Origin of the sequence: Pseudoalteromonas sp. 3D05 (assembly GCF_002723455.1) — a bacterium.
Classification (GTDB): Bacteria; Pseudomonadota; Gammaproteobacteria; order Enterobacterales; family Alteromonadaceae; genus Pseudoalteromonas.
Map to the genome: position 1 here is coordinate 1 of NZ_PDUS01000021.1, position 16,082 is coordinate 16,082.

The 16,082-nt window shown below is 40.5% G+C and carries 14 protein-coding genes; 4 read left to right on the forward strand and 10 right to left on the reverse strand.

Features of this window, described 5'->3' with window-relative positions:
* Positions 1-243: 243 nt before the first annotated feature.
* From CSC79_RS17040 to dnaK, 7 genes are all read right to left on the reverse strand, one after another.
* Positions 244-855 carry a hypothetical protein gene (locus CSC79_RS17040; protein ID WP_143483839.1) on the reverse strand — a complete coding sequence of 204 codons (612 nt, stop codon included), beginning with the start codon at positions 853-855 and terminating at the stop codon, positions 244-246.
* A complete protein-coding gene (locus tag CSC79_RS17045) occupies positions 848-1,837 on the reverse strand; it encodes an RHS repeat-associated core domain-containing protein (RefSeq protein WP_237114051.1) in 990 nt (329 codons plus the stop codon). The genes CSC79_RS17040 and CSC79_RS17045 overlap by 8 nt, the downstream gene beginning before the upstream one ends.
* Positions 1,838-1,915: 78 nt before the next feature.
* Positions 1,916-2,272 carry a hypothetical protein gene (locus CSC79_RS20280; RefSeq protein ID WP_237114052.1) on the reverse strand — a complete coding sequence of 119 codons (357 nt, stop codon included), beginning with the start codon at positions 2,270-2,272 and terminating at the stop codon, positions 1,916-1,918.
* Between the two features lie 125 nt (positions 2,273-2,397).
* On the reverse strand, positions 2,398-4,653 hold the full coding sequence (locus CSC79_RS17050) for an acyl-CoA dehydrogenase (RefSeq protein ID WP_099296949.1): 2,256 nt from the start codon (positions 4,651-4,653) through the stop codon (positions 2,398-2,400).
* Between the two features lie 213 nt (positions 4,654-4,866).
* Positions 4,867-5,328, reverse strand: a complete 462-nt coding sequence (ybaK, locus tag CSC79_RS17055) for a Cys-tRNA(Pro) deacylase (protein WP_099296950.1) — start codon at positions 5,326-5,328, stop codon at positions 4,867-4,869.
* A gap of 288 nt (positions 5,329-5,616) precedes the next feature.
* Entirely contained in the window at positions 5,617-6,759 is a 1,143-nt protein-coding gene (gene dnaJ, locus CSC79_RS17060; RefSeq protein WP_099296951.1) for a molecular chaperone DnaJ, read from the reverse strand.
* A 212-nt stretch (positions 6,760-6,971) separates the two neighbouring features.
* Positions 6,972-8,891 (reverse strand): molecular chaperone DnaK, encoded by a 1,920-nt coding sequence (dnaK, locus tag CSC79_RS17065; protein ID WP_099296952.1) that lies wholly within the window; start codon positions 8,889-8,891, stop codon positions 6,972-6,974.
* Positions 8,892-9,134: 243 nt separating this feature from the next.
* Between dnaK and CSC79_RS17070 the strand changes: the two genes are divergently transcribed.
* A complete protein-coding gene (locus tag CSC79_RS17070; protein ID WP_099296953.1) occupies positions 9,135-9,950 on the forward strand; it encodes a thioesterase family protein in 816 nt (271 codons plus the stop codon).
* Here CSC79_RS17070 and CSC79_RS17075 read toward each other — a convergent pair.
* A complete protein-coding gene (locus tag CSC79_RS17075; RefSeq protein WP_237114053.1) occupies positions 9,939-10,715 on the reverse strand; it encodes a transporter substrate-binding domain-containing protein in 777 nt (258 codons plus the stop codon). The two genes, CSC79_RS17070 and CSC79_RS17075, sit on opposite strands and share 12 nt — an antisense overlap.
* A 259-nt stretch (positions 10,716-10,974) precedes the next feature.
* On the opposite strand from CSC79_RS17075, the gene CSC79_RS17080 reads away from it, so the two are divergent.
* From CSC79_RS17080 to CSC79_RS17090, 3 genes are read left to right on the forward strand one after another with little or no spacing between them, the layout of a single operon-like run.
* On the forward strand, positions 10,975-12,195 hold the full coding sequence (locus CSC79_RS17080; protein ID WP_099297010.1) for a paraquat-inducible protein A: 1,221 nt from the start codon (positions 10,975-10,977) through the stop codon (positions 12,193-12,195).
* 8 nt (positions 12,196-12,203) lie between these two features.
* Positions 12,204-13,859 (forward strand): intermembrane transport protein PqiB, encoded by a 1,656-nt coding sequence (gene pqiB, locus CSC79_RS17085; protein WP_099296955.1) that lies wholly within the window; start codon positions 12,204-12,206, stop codon positions 13,857-13,859.
* Positions 13,860-14,495, forward strand: a complete 636-nt coding sequence (locus CSC79_RS17090) for a PqiC family protein (RefSeq protein WP_099296956.1) — start codon at positions 13,860-13,862, stop codon at positions 14,493-14,495. It begins immediately after the preceding gene.
* A gap of 67 nt (positions 14,496-14,562) precedes the next feature.
* On the opposite strand, the gene CSC79_RS17095 is transcribed toward CSC79_RS17090, so the two are convergent.
* Together CSC79_RS17095 and CSC79_RS17100 are read right to left on the reverse strand one after the other, a co-directional pair.
* Positions 14,563-14,982: a GNAT family N-acetyltransferase gene (locus tag CSC79_RS17095; RefSeq protein ID WP_099296957.1), complete on the reverse strand. Its 420-nt coding sequence runs from the start codon at positions 14,980-14,982 to the stop codon at positions 14,563-14,565.
* Positions 14,983-15,048: 66 nt separating this feature from the next.
* A complete protein-coding gene (locus CSC79_RS17100) occupies positions 15,049-16,068 on the reverse strand; it encodes a zinc-binding dehydrogenase (RefSeq protein WP_099296958.1) in 1,020 nt (339 codons plus the stop codon).
* Between the last annotated feature and the right edge of the window lie 14 nt (positions 16,069-16,082).

The following is a 16,082-nucleotide window of genomic DNA, read 5'->3' on the forward strand; positions in this document are numbered from 1 at the left end:
CGTTTTCTTGCAGTAGCCATGTATCACCCTGTTTGTTTTTTGCACTAATTGAAAGTTAGTTGAAAAAATAAAAAATACAAACTTTAGGGTGGGTGTCTTTTTATTTATTTAGATGGGTGTCTTATTTATTTCGTTAGTAGCAATTTAAAACCGTCTAATGCTTGCTGATAAAGAGTTGGATAGTTGAAGTGGTGGTTGTTACTCAGACTCTCACTGAGAGTCTGGATGCCACATTAAAAAGACTTAATTGCAAATTGTTACTTTTAATTCACTTCTCGCACCTTTTTGCTCATAAGTCTTACAAACCCCTTTTCCCGTTTTTATTGTAGGTAAAGAAATTAACATTAGTATCTCGATGTAATTACTGGTGCTAGCAACCTTTAATGGTAAAGAGTTTTCAATTAACATTTTATGGAAATTGTCATTAAACAAGTTGTAAACTTTGTTTTTGGACATTTCTTCGATTATAGAGGCTACTTCCATTTCACAGTCACTTTCACCACTACCGGTTTCATTCGCCTTCTTAATCAATCTAGACTGAAGATTTTCTATAAAAAAATCACGAGCCAAAAGAAAAGTATTAATATTAGTTTTTCCCATGAAGAATCGGTCAATAGCAGCTTTTGATGACTCACGAATAGACACTCTGGCCCATTGGGGTACTTTATCGTAGACAAACCTCTCAACCCCTTCCATAGAATCAAAAATAGTTAGGTTGGACTCTAGCTTCTGCCCTAGCTTTACACCTTCACAACTCCCCATTAGGTTTATTTGATTTACATCACTATCAGCCAATGACCAAGGTGAAGCTGACATCAAAAATAGCATGAGCACTAGGATTATTAATTTATTCACCAATTGTTACTCCTTTGATTAAACGCCCCTCAGGTCTTGCAATGTTTACTGAGCTTTTAGCTCTTCGATAATTTAATTCTCTATAACTACCATTTCTTGTTGAGACAGAGACCAAATACTTTTTGTTTACATATCCATTTTTTACCATTGATGTGACATGTCTAGCGTCATGCCCACTAAAATTGTTATTGCTATCCCAATGTGTATGACCCGACCTCATTATAGATACCTTGCCAAGTGATTTTTTTACTCGATGGTACATTAAGCTAGGATTAACCCCTGTTGAGGACCCCCCTTCTCCTGAAAGAGTTCCGACAGCCCCAAAAGTTGCCTGAAATCCCGATTCGGTTTTCACAACAAACCATTGAACCTCGTCTTTAACTATTTGTGATAGTGGGTTGTATAAGTTATGCGCAGCAATATCAGCCTCCTGCTGACTATCAAAGCTTCCAAGAGAATCATTTACTCTCCCTTGCTGAGAATTGTGTGACAATAAAGTAGTTACAGCATCTTGCTCTGTTTCTGACAGGTTATCGAAAACATTGTCACTTACAAGCCCTGCGACACCACTTCCGCCAGAGTTCCCTGACCCAGTTACACTGGTACCACCATTCTCTTCTCCCGACTTTTGAGCAATATTTTTCTGACTGCCTATATCCATACTGACTACTTTACCACCGCTAAATGTTGCAGAAAATGATTGTGTTGCCCCATTTGAATAGGTAGCTGTACCAGAGACTCCTGTAGTCACTGTTCGCTTTATTCTTGAGCCAGTTACAGCAACTTTTTCAGTAGTTTTGGTTGACTCAATTTTTTCAAGTTCAGGTTCTTTCGCCGTATACCCAGTCGGGTCTGTTCCCGCCAGCGGATTATTCATAATATACGAATATGGATTGATACTCTGTGAATTTCCAGGGCTTTGAATCACAGGATCAACACTCATAAACCGACCAAGGTTATAATCGTACACCCGACCGTTCATATGAATTAACTCTACATCATCTAAATGCTCGTGGTCGGTAAAACCTCTGCGTGTTTTGGCTTTATCCAGGTCATCCAGTTATGAATTACCATACGGCTTTAAGTCGCCACTTGCCAGCCTAGGTTTACCAAATGGGTCAAAGTTGCGCTGTGCTGTGGCATAACCATTATGGTCGCTGAATATGCGTGCGCTGCCTAGGCGGTCGCGGTGGGTATAGCGAATAGTTGCGCCTTCATTGGTTGTTTGGCTTATTACAGCAATGTCGTCTATAAATGCGCGCCAAGTGGTTTTGCTGCCGTCGGTTTCTTCTTCATACAATTTATCGCTATAATAGGTAGTCACACTACCATTCACTTGCTTATAGCGCATATTCTCTGGGCCATAGGTAAAGTTGATAGTTTTACCGTCTTTTTTGATTTGGGTAGGCTTATCCATCGCGTTTAAATGGCACGAGTAATTTCATTACCGCAAACAAAAAAGCCCACACAATTTTGTGTGGGCTTTTGAATATAAAAGCGCCAGAACTGCTGGGCGCTTACATTGTTGAATTAAATCAAACTTTACTGATTAACAACGCTTTTCAGTGGGTTTACTGGCTTTGCATTTTCATCTAACAAGTTTAAATCAAAATCAAACTCATCAACACGAATTGCGCGTTCACGCTTTTTGTTGTAATCAATTAATTTTGCATATTCATCTTCTGTGATGATGTTAGCCACAAGCGCATTATCAAGTGTTAACGCAAAACGAATACCTGGCTTGATTGTTTTGCTGCGTAACGCTTTTTTAACTTTTGCAAGTAAGTCTAAACACGCCATTTTAGCTTGGTATGCTTGCTCATTAATATGATGACCGTCGCCTTCAACTGGCTTAACTAGATGCGTGATTTGCTTTTTAAACGCTGTATCTAGCTGTGCTTGCTTAGATAGTTCACGGATTAAGTCATCGCTTATCTTTGGCATTTTAGTTGAGTAGTTCATGGTAATGAAACGCATAAACTTACGCGTACCGCTTGCCGGGAAGTTATCTAAAAACTTGTGCAAGGCTTCTTCAGCGCTTTGTAGAGCAAAACGAGTTGCATAGTGGAAGTAAGGTGCTGCTTGCTCACGCTCACTGCTCGCTACTTTTTGCTCGTAGTACTTAATTGATGCCATCGCCGCATATAAAAAGCTCATCACGTCACCTAAGCGCGCTGAAAGCATTTCAGCTTGCTTAAGTTTACCGCCAAGCACTAGTAACGAGAAGTCAGCATATACAGCAAGTTTAGCAGATAACTTTTGCGCTGCTTTTTCGTATTCGCGCACTTCTGGTAATTTAGACTCAGCACCCGCAGTAAATGGTAAAACACCTAAGCGGAATGCACGCAAGCTGTTACCTACGCTGTAGCCAACTGTTTTACGTAGAATGCTGTTAAATTCTTTGTCTGCGTTTTTATCTTCACTGTGGATAGATTCAACCATAGATTGTAAATATGGGTGGCAACGCATAACACCTTGACCAAAAATCATTAGGTTACGAGTTAAAATGTTTGCACCTTCTACCGTGATGGCAATAGGCTGTGCCACATAGCCACTGGCTAATGTATTTTGCGGGCCATTTTGAATCGCTTTACCTGCTTGGATATCCATTGCTGAATCAAGTACATCGCGACCAATCTCTGTCATGTGGTATTTTGCAATCGCTGTAACAACAGAGGGTTTTAAGCCCATGCCTAAGCCTTCAGTTGTCAGCACTCGCATCGCTTCTTGTAGGTATGTTTTACCTGCAATGTCTGCTAGTTTTTCTTGAATACCTTCAAACTGACCAATGGCTAAGCCAAATTGCTCACGCACTGCTGCATACTCAGATGCACCTTTAAATGCAACTTGTGAAGAACTTACACCTAATGCCGGTAATGAAATACCACGGCCAGCGCCTAAGCAGCTAACCAGCATTTGCCAACCGCGGCCGATGTTCTTTTGGCCACCAATAATGAAGTCCATTGGTACGAATACTTTGTTACCACGGGTAGTACCGTTGTAAAAGCGAATGCCCATAGGATCATGGCGATTACCAAGCTCAACACCTGGGTGCTCTTTTGGAATAAGCGCACAAGTAATGCCTAGGTTTTCTTTGCCGCCAAGTAGGCCATCAGGATCAACTACTTTAAAGGCTAAACCAAGTACCGTCGCAATCGGTGCAAGCGTGATGTAACGTTTGTCCCATGTGATTTCAAGACCTAACACTTCTTTACCGTTATACATGCCTTTAGTCACGGTGCCTAAATCAGGGATACCGCCTGCATCAGAACCCGCTTCTGGGCTAGTTAATGCAAAACATGGAATATCACGGCCATTTGCTAAGCGTGGTAAGTAATGAGCTTGTTGCTCTTTTGTACCAAAATGGAGTAGTAACTCACCCGGACCTAATGAGTTAGGTACCATAACCGTTACCGCCACCGCTGAGCTTTTAGTCGCAATAGTTCCTACGATAGTTGAGTTAGCATAAGGGCTAAACTCTAAACCGCCGAATGACTTAGGAATGATAAGTGAAAAGAAACGTTCTTTTTTAAGAAAATCGAGAATGTAGTCAGGTAAATGAATACCATTTTGAATCTCTGTATCATCAATCATGCCCATTAGTTCTTGTAATGGACCGTCGATGAAGGCTTGCTCGTCTGCACTCAATGTTGCAGCAGGCACAGCGCGCAAGGCGCTAAAATCGGGCTTACCTTGGTAGATAGAGCCCTCTAACCAAACATCACCCGCATCAAGCGCTTCTTGTTCAGTAATAGAAATACTGGGTAACACTTTTTTTAATTTTGTACGTAAACTCATGATTAACTCATCCGACCAGATAATTTATAGTACTATTACGTCATAAAAATCACTTTAGATCAATTGCTCTAACCAACTTTTTAACAGTTTTTTCAATTTATTTATTTTTTCTATGCATAAGTTATTGAATAAAAACAGCTTACACGTGTAAGCTGAATTGAAAATACTTTTGAATTTTTGTGCAATAAAACCGCAAACCTATCATCTTATTTATCAAAAACAGGCAAAGCTCGCCTGCGTTAACGTTTGTAAATCCATTGGACATAGCGCTATCTCAAGGCCGCGCTTACCTGCACTCACATAAATAGTGTTATACTTTTCAGCGCTTTGATGAATGTACGTTTCAAGGCGCTTTTTTTGCCCAAGCGGGCTGACTCCCCCTAAAATATAGCCCGTACTGGCAGCCACTTTATTTGGCTCTGCCATCGCTGCTTTTTTAGCCCCACATGCTTTAGCCAGTTGCTTTAAATTGACCTGCTGCGATACCGGCGTAATTGCCACAACGAGTTTATTGTCACTCGTTTCTAACACTAACGTTTTAAATACTTGCTCTGCATTTAATGCAAGCTTTTCAACCGCTTCGAGTCCAAATTGTGCTGCTGTTGAATCATGTTCATAGCTTAATACAGTAAAGTTAATGCGCTTTTGCTCTAGGAGTGTAATTGCCGGTGTCATTATTATTTATCCCTAAATTTGTACGTTTGCCGTACTGCAGATGATTACATAGTTTGTAGAATATTTGGGCAGTAATAAAGCGAAATTTGATATTTATATGGTTATTCATTGCAATAAACAACAACATTAAAAATAAAAATCTGGTTTTAATTATATAGAGGAGTTTAACGCTTAGGCGTGGAATGCTGCTAAATATAAACGCGTACTTATTCAATACACACGCTATTTATTTCAAATTATTAAAAATGGCGCCATGTGGCGCCATTTTTTAAAATCACTTAACGATTATTACTTAGTTAAATCATCAAAGAATTTCTTCACGCCATCAAAGAAGCCTTTCTCTTTAGGGCGATTTTTTGAACCGTCTTTACCCATGCTTAGTTCAAGCTCTTCGAGTAATTCACGTTGGCGTTCATTTAGGTTAACCGGTGTTTCGATAACCACTTTGCAAAGTAAGTCACCTACAGCACCACTGCGAACTGATTTAACACCTTTGCCACGCATACGGAACATCTTACCCGTTTGGCTCTCAGCAGGTATTTTAAGCTTAGCACGACCATCTAGCGTAGGTACTTCAATCTCGCCACCTAACGCCGCTGTGGTGTAGCCAATTGGTACTTCACAGTAGAGGTTGTTTCCATCACGCACAAAGATTGGGTGTTCACGTACCGATACTTGTACATATAAATCACCCGCAGGTGCTCCATGAGCGCCCGCTTCACCTTCGCCAGATAAACGAATGCGGTCACCGGTATCAACACCAGCCGGTATTTTAACTGATAAGGTTTTGGTTTTCTCTACACGGCCTTGACCATGACAGCTGTTACAGGGATCAGAAATAATCTGACCTGTGCCCTGACACGTAGGACACGATTGTTGAACAGCAAAGAAACCTTGGCGCATTTGTACTTGGCCTGCGCCATGACACGTTGTACATGTTTTTGGCTTAGAACCAGGTTTTGCACCACTGCCATCACAAGGTGAACAGCTCACCCACGTAGGCACTTTAATTTCAACTTCTTTACCACGAACCGCTTCTTCTAAGCTTAAGTCCATGTTGTAACGTAAATCGGCACCGCGTTGCTGGCGAGATTGACGACGACCACCGCCACCTCCGCCAAAGATATCACCGAATACATCACCAAAAATATCACCAAAGTCGCCTTGGCCGCCACCAAAGCCACCGTGACCACCGCCACCACCTTGTTCGAAGGCTGCATGACCATATTGATCATACATTTGACGTTTTTGATCATCGGTTAAGATTTCGTAAGCTTCTTTAACTTCTTTAAACTTACTTTCTAGCTCTTTATCACCGGCGGTACGATCTGGATGATATTTCATCGCTAAGCGTTTATACGCTTTTTTAATGTCTCTTTCGCTGGCATCTTTTGCCACACCAAGAACTTCATAATAATCGCGTTTTGACATATCTATCACACTACTCTTTTGCTACTGCAGCTTGGCTGCGGATAAACCGATAAATCATATCGATTTACCATTAATTTTTAAGCTATTTTACATGTTCTTTTTACATGCAAAAGGCGCGTTAAGCTTTAGCCTACGCGCCTCATTTGTTCATCCTAACTTAAACACCCCAATTAGTCATGGTGTTTTACGTTAGTGAGAAGCGTTAGTAACAATTACTTGTCGTCTTTCACTTCTTCGAACTCTGCATCTACAACGTCGTCATCTTGCTTAGCTGACTGTTGTGGTTGCTCACCAGCGTCGCCGCCAGTTTGTTGTGCTTTAGCTTGTGCAATTTCCATCAATTTTTGTGATTTCTCAGCAAGAGCTTGAGTTTTTGCTTCAATCTCTTCTTTTTTGTCACTCTTGATTGCTGTTTCTAGGTCAACAACAGCCGCTTCTATTGCTTCTTTGTCTTCGCTAGGCAATGCATCGCCAGCTTCTTCGATTTGCTTACGCGTACCGTGAACCATTGCATCAGCTTGGTTACGAGTCGCTACAAGCTCTTCGAACTTTTTATCTTCTTCAGCGTTAGCTTCTGCATCACGAACCATTTTTTCAACTTCTTCGTCACTCAGACCTGAAGACGCTTGAATCGTGATCTTTTGCTCTTTACCTGTATCTTTATCTTTTGCTGATACATGTAAGATACCATCCGCATCTACGTCGAAAGTAACTTCGATTTGTGGTGTACCACGTTGCGCAGGACGAATACCTTCTAGGTTAAATTGACCTAGAGATTTATTATCACTTGCGCGTTTACGCTCACCTTGTAATACGTGAATAGTAACCGCTGCTTGATTGTCTTCAGCTGTTGAGAAAGTTTGCGATTTCTTAGTAGGAATCGTTGTATTTTTCTCAATTAGCGCAGTCATTACAGAACCCATTGTCTCAATACCTAGAGACAGTGGAGAAACGTCTAGTAATAGTACGTCTTTAACGTCACCTGCAAGTACGCCACCTTGAATCGCCGCGCCTACTGCTACTGCTTCATCAGGGTTAACGTCTTTACGTGGGTCTTTACCAAAGAACTCAGCCACTGTTTTTTGTACTAACGGCATACGTGTTTGACCACCAACAAGAATGATATCGTTGATGTCGCTTACAGATAAATCCGCATCAGCAAGTGCACGTTTAAGTGGTTCAATTGACTTAGTTACTAAGTCTTCAACTAGTGACTCAAGCTTAGCACGTGTCAATTTCACGTTCATGTGCTTAGGACCTGATGCGTCAGCAGTTACATACGGAAGATTTACTTCAGTAGACTGTGCCGATGAAAGCTCAATTTTTGCTTTTTCTGCTGCTTCTTTAACACGTTGCATTGCAAGTGGATCAGCTTTTAAGTCAACGCCTTGGTCTTTCTTAAACTCAGCAACTAGGTAGTTGATTACGCGGTTATCGAAATCTTCACCACCTAAGTGAGTGTCACCGTTAGTCGCAAGTACTTCAAACGTGTGCTCGCCTTCAACTTCGTCAATCTCGATGATTGATAAATCGAAAGTACCGCCACCTAAGTCGTAAACGGCTACAATGTTTTCGCCTTTGTTTTTATCCATACCGTATGCAAGTGCAGCGGCTGTAGGCTCATTGATGATACGTTTAACTTCTAGACCCGCGATACGGCCAGCATCTTTCGTTGCTTGACGTTGTGAATCGTTAAAGTATGCAGGTACTGTGATAACGGCTTCAGTTACTTCTTCACCTAAGAAGTCTTCCGCTGTTTTCTTCATTTTTTTCAGTACTTCTGCTGAAATTTGTGGTGCCGCACGCTTTTCGCCGCCCGCTTCAACCCATGCATCGCCATTATCAGCTTTGATGATTTGAAATGGCATGATACCGATATCGCGTTGCACTTCTTCGTCTTCAAAACGACGACCGATTAAACGCTTAATCGCAAATAAAGTGTTAGTTGGATTTGTTACTGCTTGACGTTTTGCAGATTGACCAACTAATGTTTCACCATCTTGCGTGTACGCAATAATGGATGGTGTTGTACGATCGCCTTCCGCATTTTCAATTACGCGTGCTTTATCGCCATCTAGTACTGCAACACAAGAGTTAGTAGTACCTAAATCGATTCCAATAATTTTACCCATGAATCATCTCCAACTTCAAAATTCGTTAATACGTTCGATGACTAGTAAATAGGGATGCCCCAAACTGAATTCAACTGTAAAAATGAAAAAAAAGTGATTTTTTGTCATTTATTTTGCAAATAACTTAATAACAAGTCTGAGTTGATGTTTTTTAGACCATTTGAGCACGCTTTCACAAGTGGTCTGATCAGTTTTTGTATGATATAAATTAAACAAATAACATTTTATTCCAAAGGAACGGCTATGCACTTTGATGATTTACTCCAAGCTGCAACACAAATCGGTAACATGTCTGCACTTGAACAAAAAACGGCGACCATGCAATTTCCTGCTAATTGGTGCCAAGGTAGAACTGCATTTGGTGGGTTATCTGCATCACTACTTTATCAAGCCATGCGCCAACAGATTGAGCCATCGCGACGTTTACTGTCATTAAGTACAAATTTTGTAGGGCCATTATTAGCCGACACCGGCTTTTCATTGCACGTTGAAATATTACGAGAAGGTAAAAATAGCACACAAGTTTTAGCCAAAGCCGTACAAAATGATCAAGTAAGTGTAATTGTGCAGGCTTGCTTTGCTAAAGCGCGTAACTCCGGCGTTCATGTACCCGTTTCGAAAGAAATGACATTAAAACCTGTGGATCCTCGCTATACGCTTCCTTTTAAATCGGGTGCCATGCCTGAGTTTTTCCAACATGTTGATTTATGTCCGCAACAAGGTGGTATGCCGTTTGTTGGCGCTGATACATCACACTTAGGTGGTTGGATGAAACTAAAACACACCCCAGCACAATTGAACGAAGCGCACGTTATTGCGCTCACCGATGCTTGGCCACCCACTTTATTGCAGATGTTTAACCAACCGGCTCCTGCAAGTAGTATGTCTTGGTATTTAGAATTTGTACAAGAGCCCCAATTAGGGGCAAATGAATGGTTAGGGTTTGAAGCAATTACTCATCACTGTAAAGATGGATATGGACTTGAAGATGGGTCTATTTGGTCACAATCAGGGGAACTTATTGCGCTAACACGACAAACGGTTGCTTTATTTGATTAGGCCATCGTAAGAGGCCTTTGCATAATTAGTACCATCGAAGGTCATAATCGCATTATATTCACCACTTTTTTTGATATGGGCTAAGCCCATATCAAACAGCTCTTGTAAGGGTTTATCATTGAAGTACGCTGGGCGCGCAGCTTCACTAAATATAGGGTGAATTGTTATTTCTTTTGTGTTGTTCTCTAGCTGATACTGCTGTAAGTAATACAAAAACACTCGCTTTTCGAGTACCACTACATCGACCCACTCTTTCATTAAGTGATCAACCTGAGCCGCCTGATTGACGACCTCTTCATAGTAATTTAATTTCGTTGTTACCTTTTTATATGGGTGAGGTAAGAACGCCGTCGCGTTTTGAAAGGCCAATACACTTTTACCTGTTAACGCATACACCGAGTTTATCTTGAAATTATTTTTAGTCAGGCTCACGGCCACATTTTGATAGGATAAAAGACTTTGGCTTGGGTAAATCCCCTCGATTCGAGAACCTGCGTAATTCACTGCAACATCTATTTCAGCCTGCTCTAAAGAATGTTCTACGCGTTTATTCGACATGTAAATAATATTCAGATCAGTAATGCCTTGGCTTTTAAAAGCCGCCTTAATTAACTCTAACTGTAAACCCGAGTTATTTTTACTAAATACATATGGGGGTAATGAAGGGCTTACGCCAATATTGACACGGTTAGTTGATTTTTGCTCTGTGAGAGCATGTAAGCTTACGCTAAATAAAATTAAGCAAAAACAAAGTAGTTTAATCACAAATTGACCCTTGAGGCATAATTTACGCCTATTGCGTGTATGTATGACTCCATTCATTGTTATACCGAAACCACCTCAAGGTGCGAGCGTCGTTGCAAAGTATCACCTTGATATTGAGCCCCTGCGAAACGCTGAATTCTGCACCTTAAGGTGGCTTGGGTATATACTTATAATAGTGTATTTAAAACAATCATCCAATTGTAATTCACATTTATTTGATGCAAACTTTAATTCGTATGTACTTTATTTGGCTATCACATTGCAAACAGCTTGTCCTAACTGTGACCTAATTATAGATGTTCCTCAAATAGCAGCAAAACAAATAGCTGTGTGCCCGCATTGCCACACGAAATTATCTACTGCAAATACAAATAACGACTCCCTTATTGTGGCACTAAGTATCAGTGCGTTAATCATGCTTTTAAGCAGTATGTTCTACCCTTTTATTTCATTTAGCAGCAGCGGTATTACGCAAACAATCACGCTACCCGATGCAGCAAAAATTTTATTTAATTATGACAGTGAATTACTCGGTATCTTTATTGATGTGAGCATTATTGGCTTGCCCATGGCGTTACTTGCCTTACTGATTCCATTACATTTAGGAGCTTTAAAAGTACTGCCTTTTACTATTGCAAAGCGGTTACTTAAGTTCACATTGGCATTAGAACCGTGGATCATGTGTGAAATTTTTCTGATTGGTGTGCTTGTCAGTATGGTTAAGATTATGTCGATGGCAGACATTAGTTTTGGGATTAGCTTTTGGGCTTATATCTGCTTCGTCATTTTGTATATTGCCGCACTTACGCACTTAAACCGTCAACGTCTATGGGAGCAAGTCCGCCCACTCGCTAATATTAGTGAAGCAAACAATGGCGACAGAGGCATCGATAAAAATATTAGAGCATGTCATGTGTGTCACCAATTATCCGAATATGAATATTGTCCCCGCTGCCACAGTAAAGCTCATGTTCGAAACCCTAACAGTATTCAAAAAGCACTCGCGTGGTTATTAACTTCCGTTGCCTGTTATATACCTGCAAATATGTTTCCTATTATGTATACCACTAGCTTGGGTGATCAAACGCCTTCTACACTTATTGGTGGTGTTATTGTGTTATGGCAAGCAGGTTCGTACCCCATCGCTATAATTATATTTTTGGCTAGTGTGGTTGTGCCACTAGCAAAAGCACTCATCTTATTTTTTTTATGTATTATCGTTAAATACCCAGCAAGCAGTCAGTCAAAACGGTATACCAAAGTGTATCAATTAACTGAATTTATTGGTAAATGGTCTATGATTGATGTATTTGTTGTCGCAATTCTAGTAGCCTTGGTTCAGTTAGGTAATTTAATGTCTGTAAGCCCAGGCCTAGGGACTGTATTTTTTACTGCTATGGTGCTCAGCCAAATGATGGCAGCCCACGCATTCGACCCTCGTCTGCTTTGGGATTCGCCAAATACCGTTACACGTAATTAGAGATAGTCATGAATGAAACAGCCAACGTAAAACAAGAGCCTCGCATTTCTGCTATTTGGATTATTCCTATAATAGCCCTATTTGTTGGTGCATGGATGTTGTATCAATATCAGGCAAACAAAGGAGCGACTATATATATTACCATGGCACAAGCTGAAGGAATTATTGCCGGTAAAACAGAAATTAAAGTTCGTAGCGTAAAGATAGGCCAAATAGACCACATCCGATTATCTGATGATAAAAACAGCGTTATTGCGCGAGCGCAAATAGATAAACACTACGATAGTTTACTTACCGATGATGCTAATATTTGGGTGGTAAAGCCACGGATTGATGAAACTGGTATCAGTGGCATGAGTACATTACTTTCAGGTGTATATTTAGAATTTGCACCGGGTGAAAGTAACCTAATGAAAGAACATTTTATATTACAAGACGAGCCCGCATTAATTGGTAAAGATGTTAAAGGTGGTCGGTTTGTTTTACAAAGCTATAATGCCGAAGTAATGGATGTAAGTACCAGCATTTATTATAAAAACTATAAAATTGGCCAAGTTGAAACCGCCACTTTTGATTGGAAAAATCAAGCGATGAAGTACGGCATCTTCATCAATGAGCCATATCAAAACTTAATAACCCTTAATTCAATTTTTTGGGTCAACGCGGGGGTAGAAATTGATTTATCAGCTGATGGTATTAACGTTAATACGGGCTCTTTAAGTAAACTACTTAAAGGCGGTATTTCTGTTGGTCTACCTGAACAACAAGCCCCTGGTGATTTAGCCAATGATGGTCATGCATTTTCATTAAGTAAAAGTTATAAGCATGCCCTTGAAGAACGTTTTTATGATTTTGATTACTACCTAATTGAATTTGAGCAATCTATACGTGGCTTAAGGCCTGGCGCCCCAGTTGAATACCGGGGTATGCGTGTCGGAACAGTCGTAGAAGCACCAGCCAATGTGATGATTGATGGTGTGCCTGCCCATTTTAGAACTGATAATACAGCCGTACCTGCTCTTATTAAAATTGAATATGGCCGCATATATCATAACAGCAACCAAGCTCGCGATTTTTGGCGAGGCAACGTCGAAGGGTGGATTAAAAATGGTTTACGCGCCTCGCTTAAACCAGGGAACCTGCTCACTGGTGCCGTGTATGTTGATTTTGATATATATAACGATGCTGATGACGCTGAACTAACAACTGTGTCTCAATATCAAGTGTTTCCGAGTGTTTCAAGTGGGATCACGGTATTGGCTGATCAAGTTTCGGATGTACTGAATAAGGTGAACAACCTAAAAATTGAAGACAGTTTAGCCCAAATGCAATCTACATTTACTGATTATCAGGCGCTTGCCAATGAAATGCGTGACTTGCTTAATCAACAAGATACACAAAATTTACCCGGCGATATTAACCGCAACTTTGCTGAAATGACCAAAAGCATGCAACAATTTGATGTCACAATGAAACAGTTTGAAAAAACCATGGCCAGCTATCAGCAAGGGTCGCAATTTCACCATCAATTACAACAAACGCTTTCTGAATTTAAACGCTTAAGTGAAGAGTTACAACCTTTAACACGCGGCCTAAATGAGCAGCCAAACATGTTCATTTTTGATAAATCATTACCAGCAGACCCAACACCGAGGAAACAATAAATGCGTATCTTCAGTTTAATAAACACGCTACTCGTTACCTGCATGCTAGGAATCGCTGGCTGTAGTCAGTCATTAAATGCTCCTGTGAAGTATTTTCAGTTTAATCAGAAAATAACTCCTTCAGCGCGCACGAGTGAGAACACCGATTTACAGTTACGTATATTAACCGTCAACCTACGTGGTGCTTTAAATAATCGCGGTATTGCACTAGAGGTAGATAATAACCAAGTCACATCGGCAAATTATCATTTATGGAGCGAAGCGCCAGATATTATGCTAACAACCAGTGCTCATCAAACACTGTTTACCCAATTAGATTCATGGATGGTCGTCAAAGGATTACCTGTAATTACCGACACCGACCAACAAACTTTTTATGAGATTGAATATGAAATTCACCACTTTAATGGTGACAATGCTGGCAATGCTGATATCTCTGGCCTGTGGCGGCTTTACCACACAACATTTGAGAATGGGCGCACATTAAAAGAGATTCACTACTTTAGTGAATTGACCCCGTTGATAGATGATGATTATAAAGGGCTTGTTGAAACACTTGAAAAAACATGGTCGGCAGTCAACCTAAACGTTGCAGAGCAATTAAAAGCAATGCAAATTAAAGTTACAACGCCTTAATGTAAAGGCAAATAGGCTGCTTGTCATGACTTGCTATTATATCTGTCATGCGGGAGAAATTTAACTTTTAAAGTATTTTTTGTGATGCGATATTATCTTCAGAGGTAATTGCTGAAATTGTTTGAAAGCGATTCTGAACATTTTGAATCAATTGTTCACATGCCTCCGTTGCATAGCCTTTACCGGTATACTTTGATAAAAAGGCATAACCAATATCAGGGACATGCAGATAGTCTCTTTTAAACAACCCAACCATACCAATAGGGGTAGAGTCTTTAAGCGTTACTATATAAGGACCAAAGCCATTTATTTGATGTGAATTTATAAATGTATTTTGAATATAATCCTGTGCCTGCTCAGGTGTATAAATGCCTTTGTCTGCAATGTTTTCATAAAAACTGGGTTGATTCAGTAAAGTTAAGATAAAAGAACTATCACTCAATTGCCCTGAACGCATTATTAGCCGTTGTGATTTAATATTATCCATAACATCCTTTATACAAAAACCTCCAGACAGTGAGGCTTAATTACATTTTCAGATAATGTATTTAATTTAGCTCACCTGCACAACTTGCTTTCCGGTAAAACCACCTTGTAATTGTTTATTTAGCGAGGCAGATACATTCGAAGCATTAAACTCAACAGGAATAATACAAGGAATGGTCAGTGTATTATTTGCCAAACTTTCTAGTAGCAAATTGCCCATAAAGCTCATTCTTTGCTGCGCACATAAGCTATTTGCAAGCCAAGCACCGCCGAGTGAAACAATACCGATATTCGGAGCTCGGCGAAACATCAGCTCTTGCTCAAATGCTGGTAGAGGGTTTAAACAAGCAATACGTCCACAAAAACGCATTAATTCAACGTTTCGAATGGTCGTTTCTCCCCCTATTGAATCCAGAACGGCATCGAAACCTTGCGGGCCGAGCTCTCGGCGAATTTTATCCGCTAATTTTTTATCGTGATAATCAAATGCAACATCGGCTCCGAGCTGTTTAACAAGCTTATGGTTGCGCTTACTTGCTGTCGTAAACACTGTTGCACCACGCTGTTTTGCAAACTGGATTGCAAACTGGCCCACTGCACCTGCACCGGCTTCAATTAATATTGAATCCCCTTCACTTAACTGTAGTTTGTCCAATGCAATTAATGCAGACATACCTGCACAGGGTAAAGTTGCCGCATGACTTGATTTAACCGAGTCGGGGATCACTGAAACTGCAAAGTTGGGGACTTTTACGTATTGGGATAACACGCCTTGCTCACCCAAATTACCGTGGAACATTACCCGGTTCCCCACGCCTGGGAAAACACCTTTATCCGCTTTAACTACCACACCAACGGCATCCAAACCCAAAGTATGAGGGTAATTCCATTTACAAAAACCCGTTTTAGCGAACTGTGCATCCGTGGGATTTAACCCCACATACTCCACTTTAATTAACAAATCATTCCCTGATACATCGGGCACAGGTATTTCACGTTCAGAAAGTAAAATCTGCTCGTTAGGCTCCTCGAGCACAATTGCACGCATAAGCCTTGGAATTGTTGATAAAATATCAGTATGTGGCATTAAAGACTCTATTT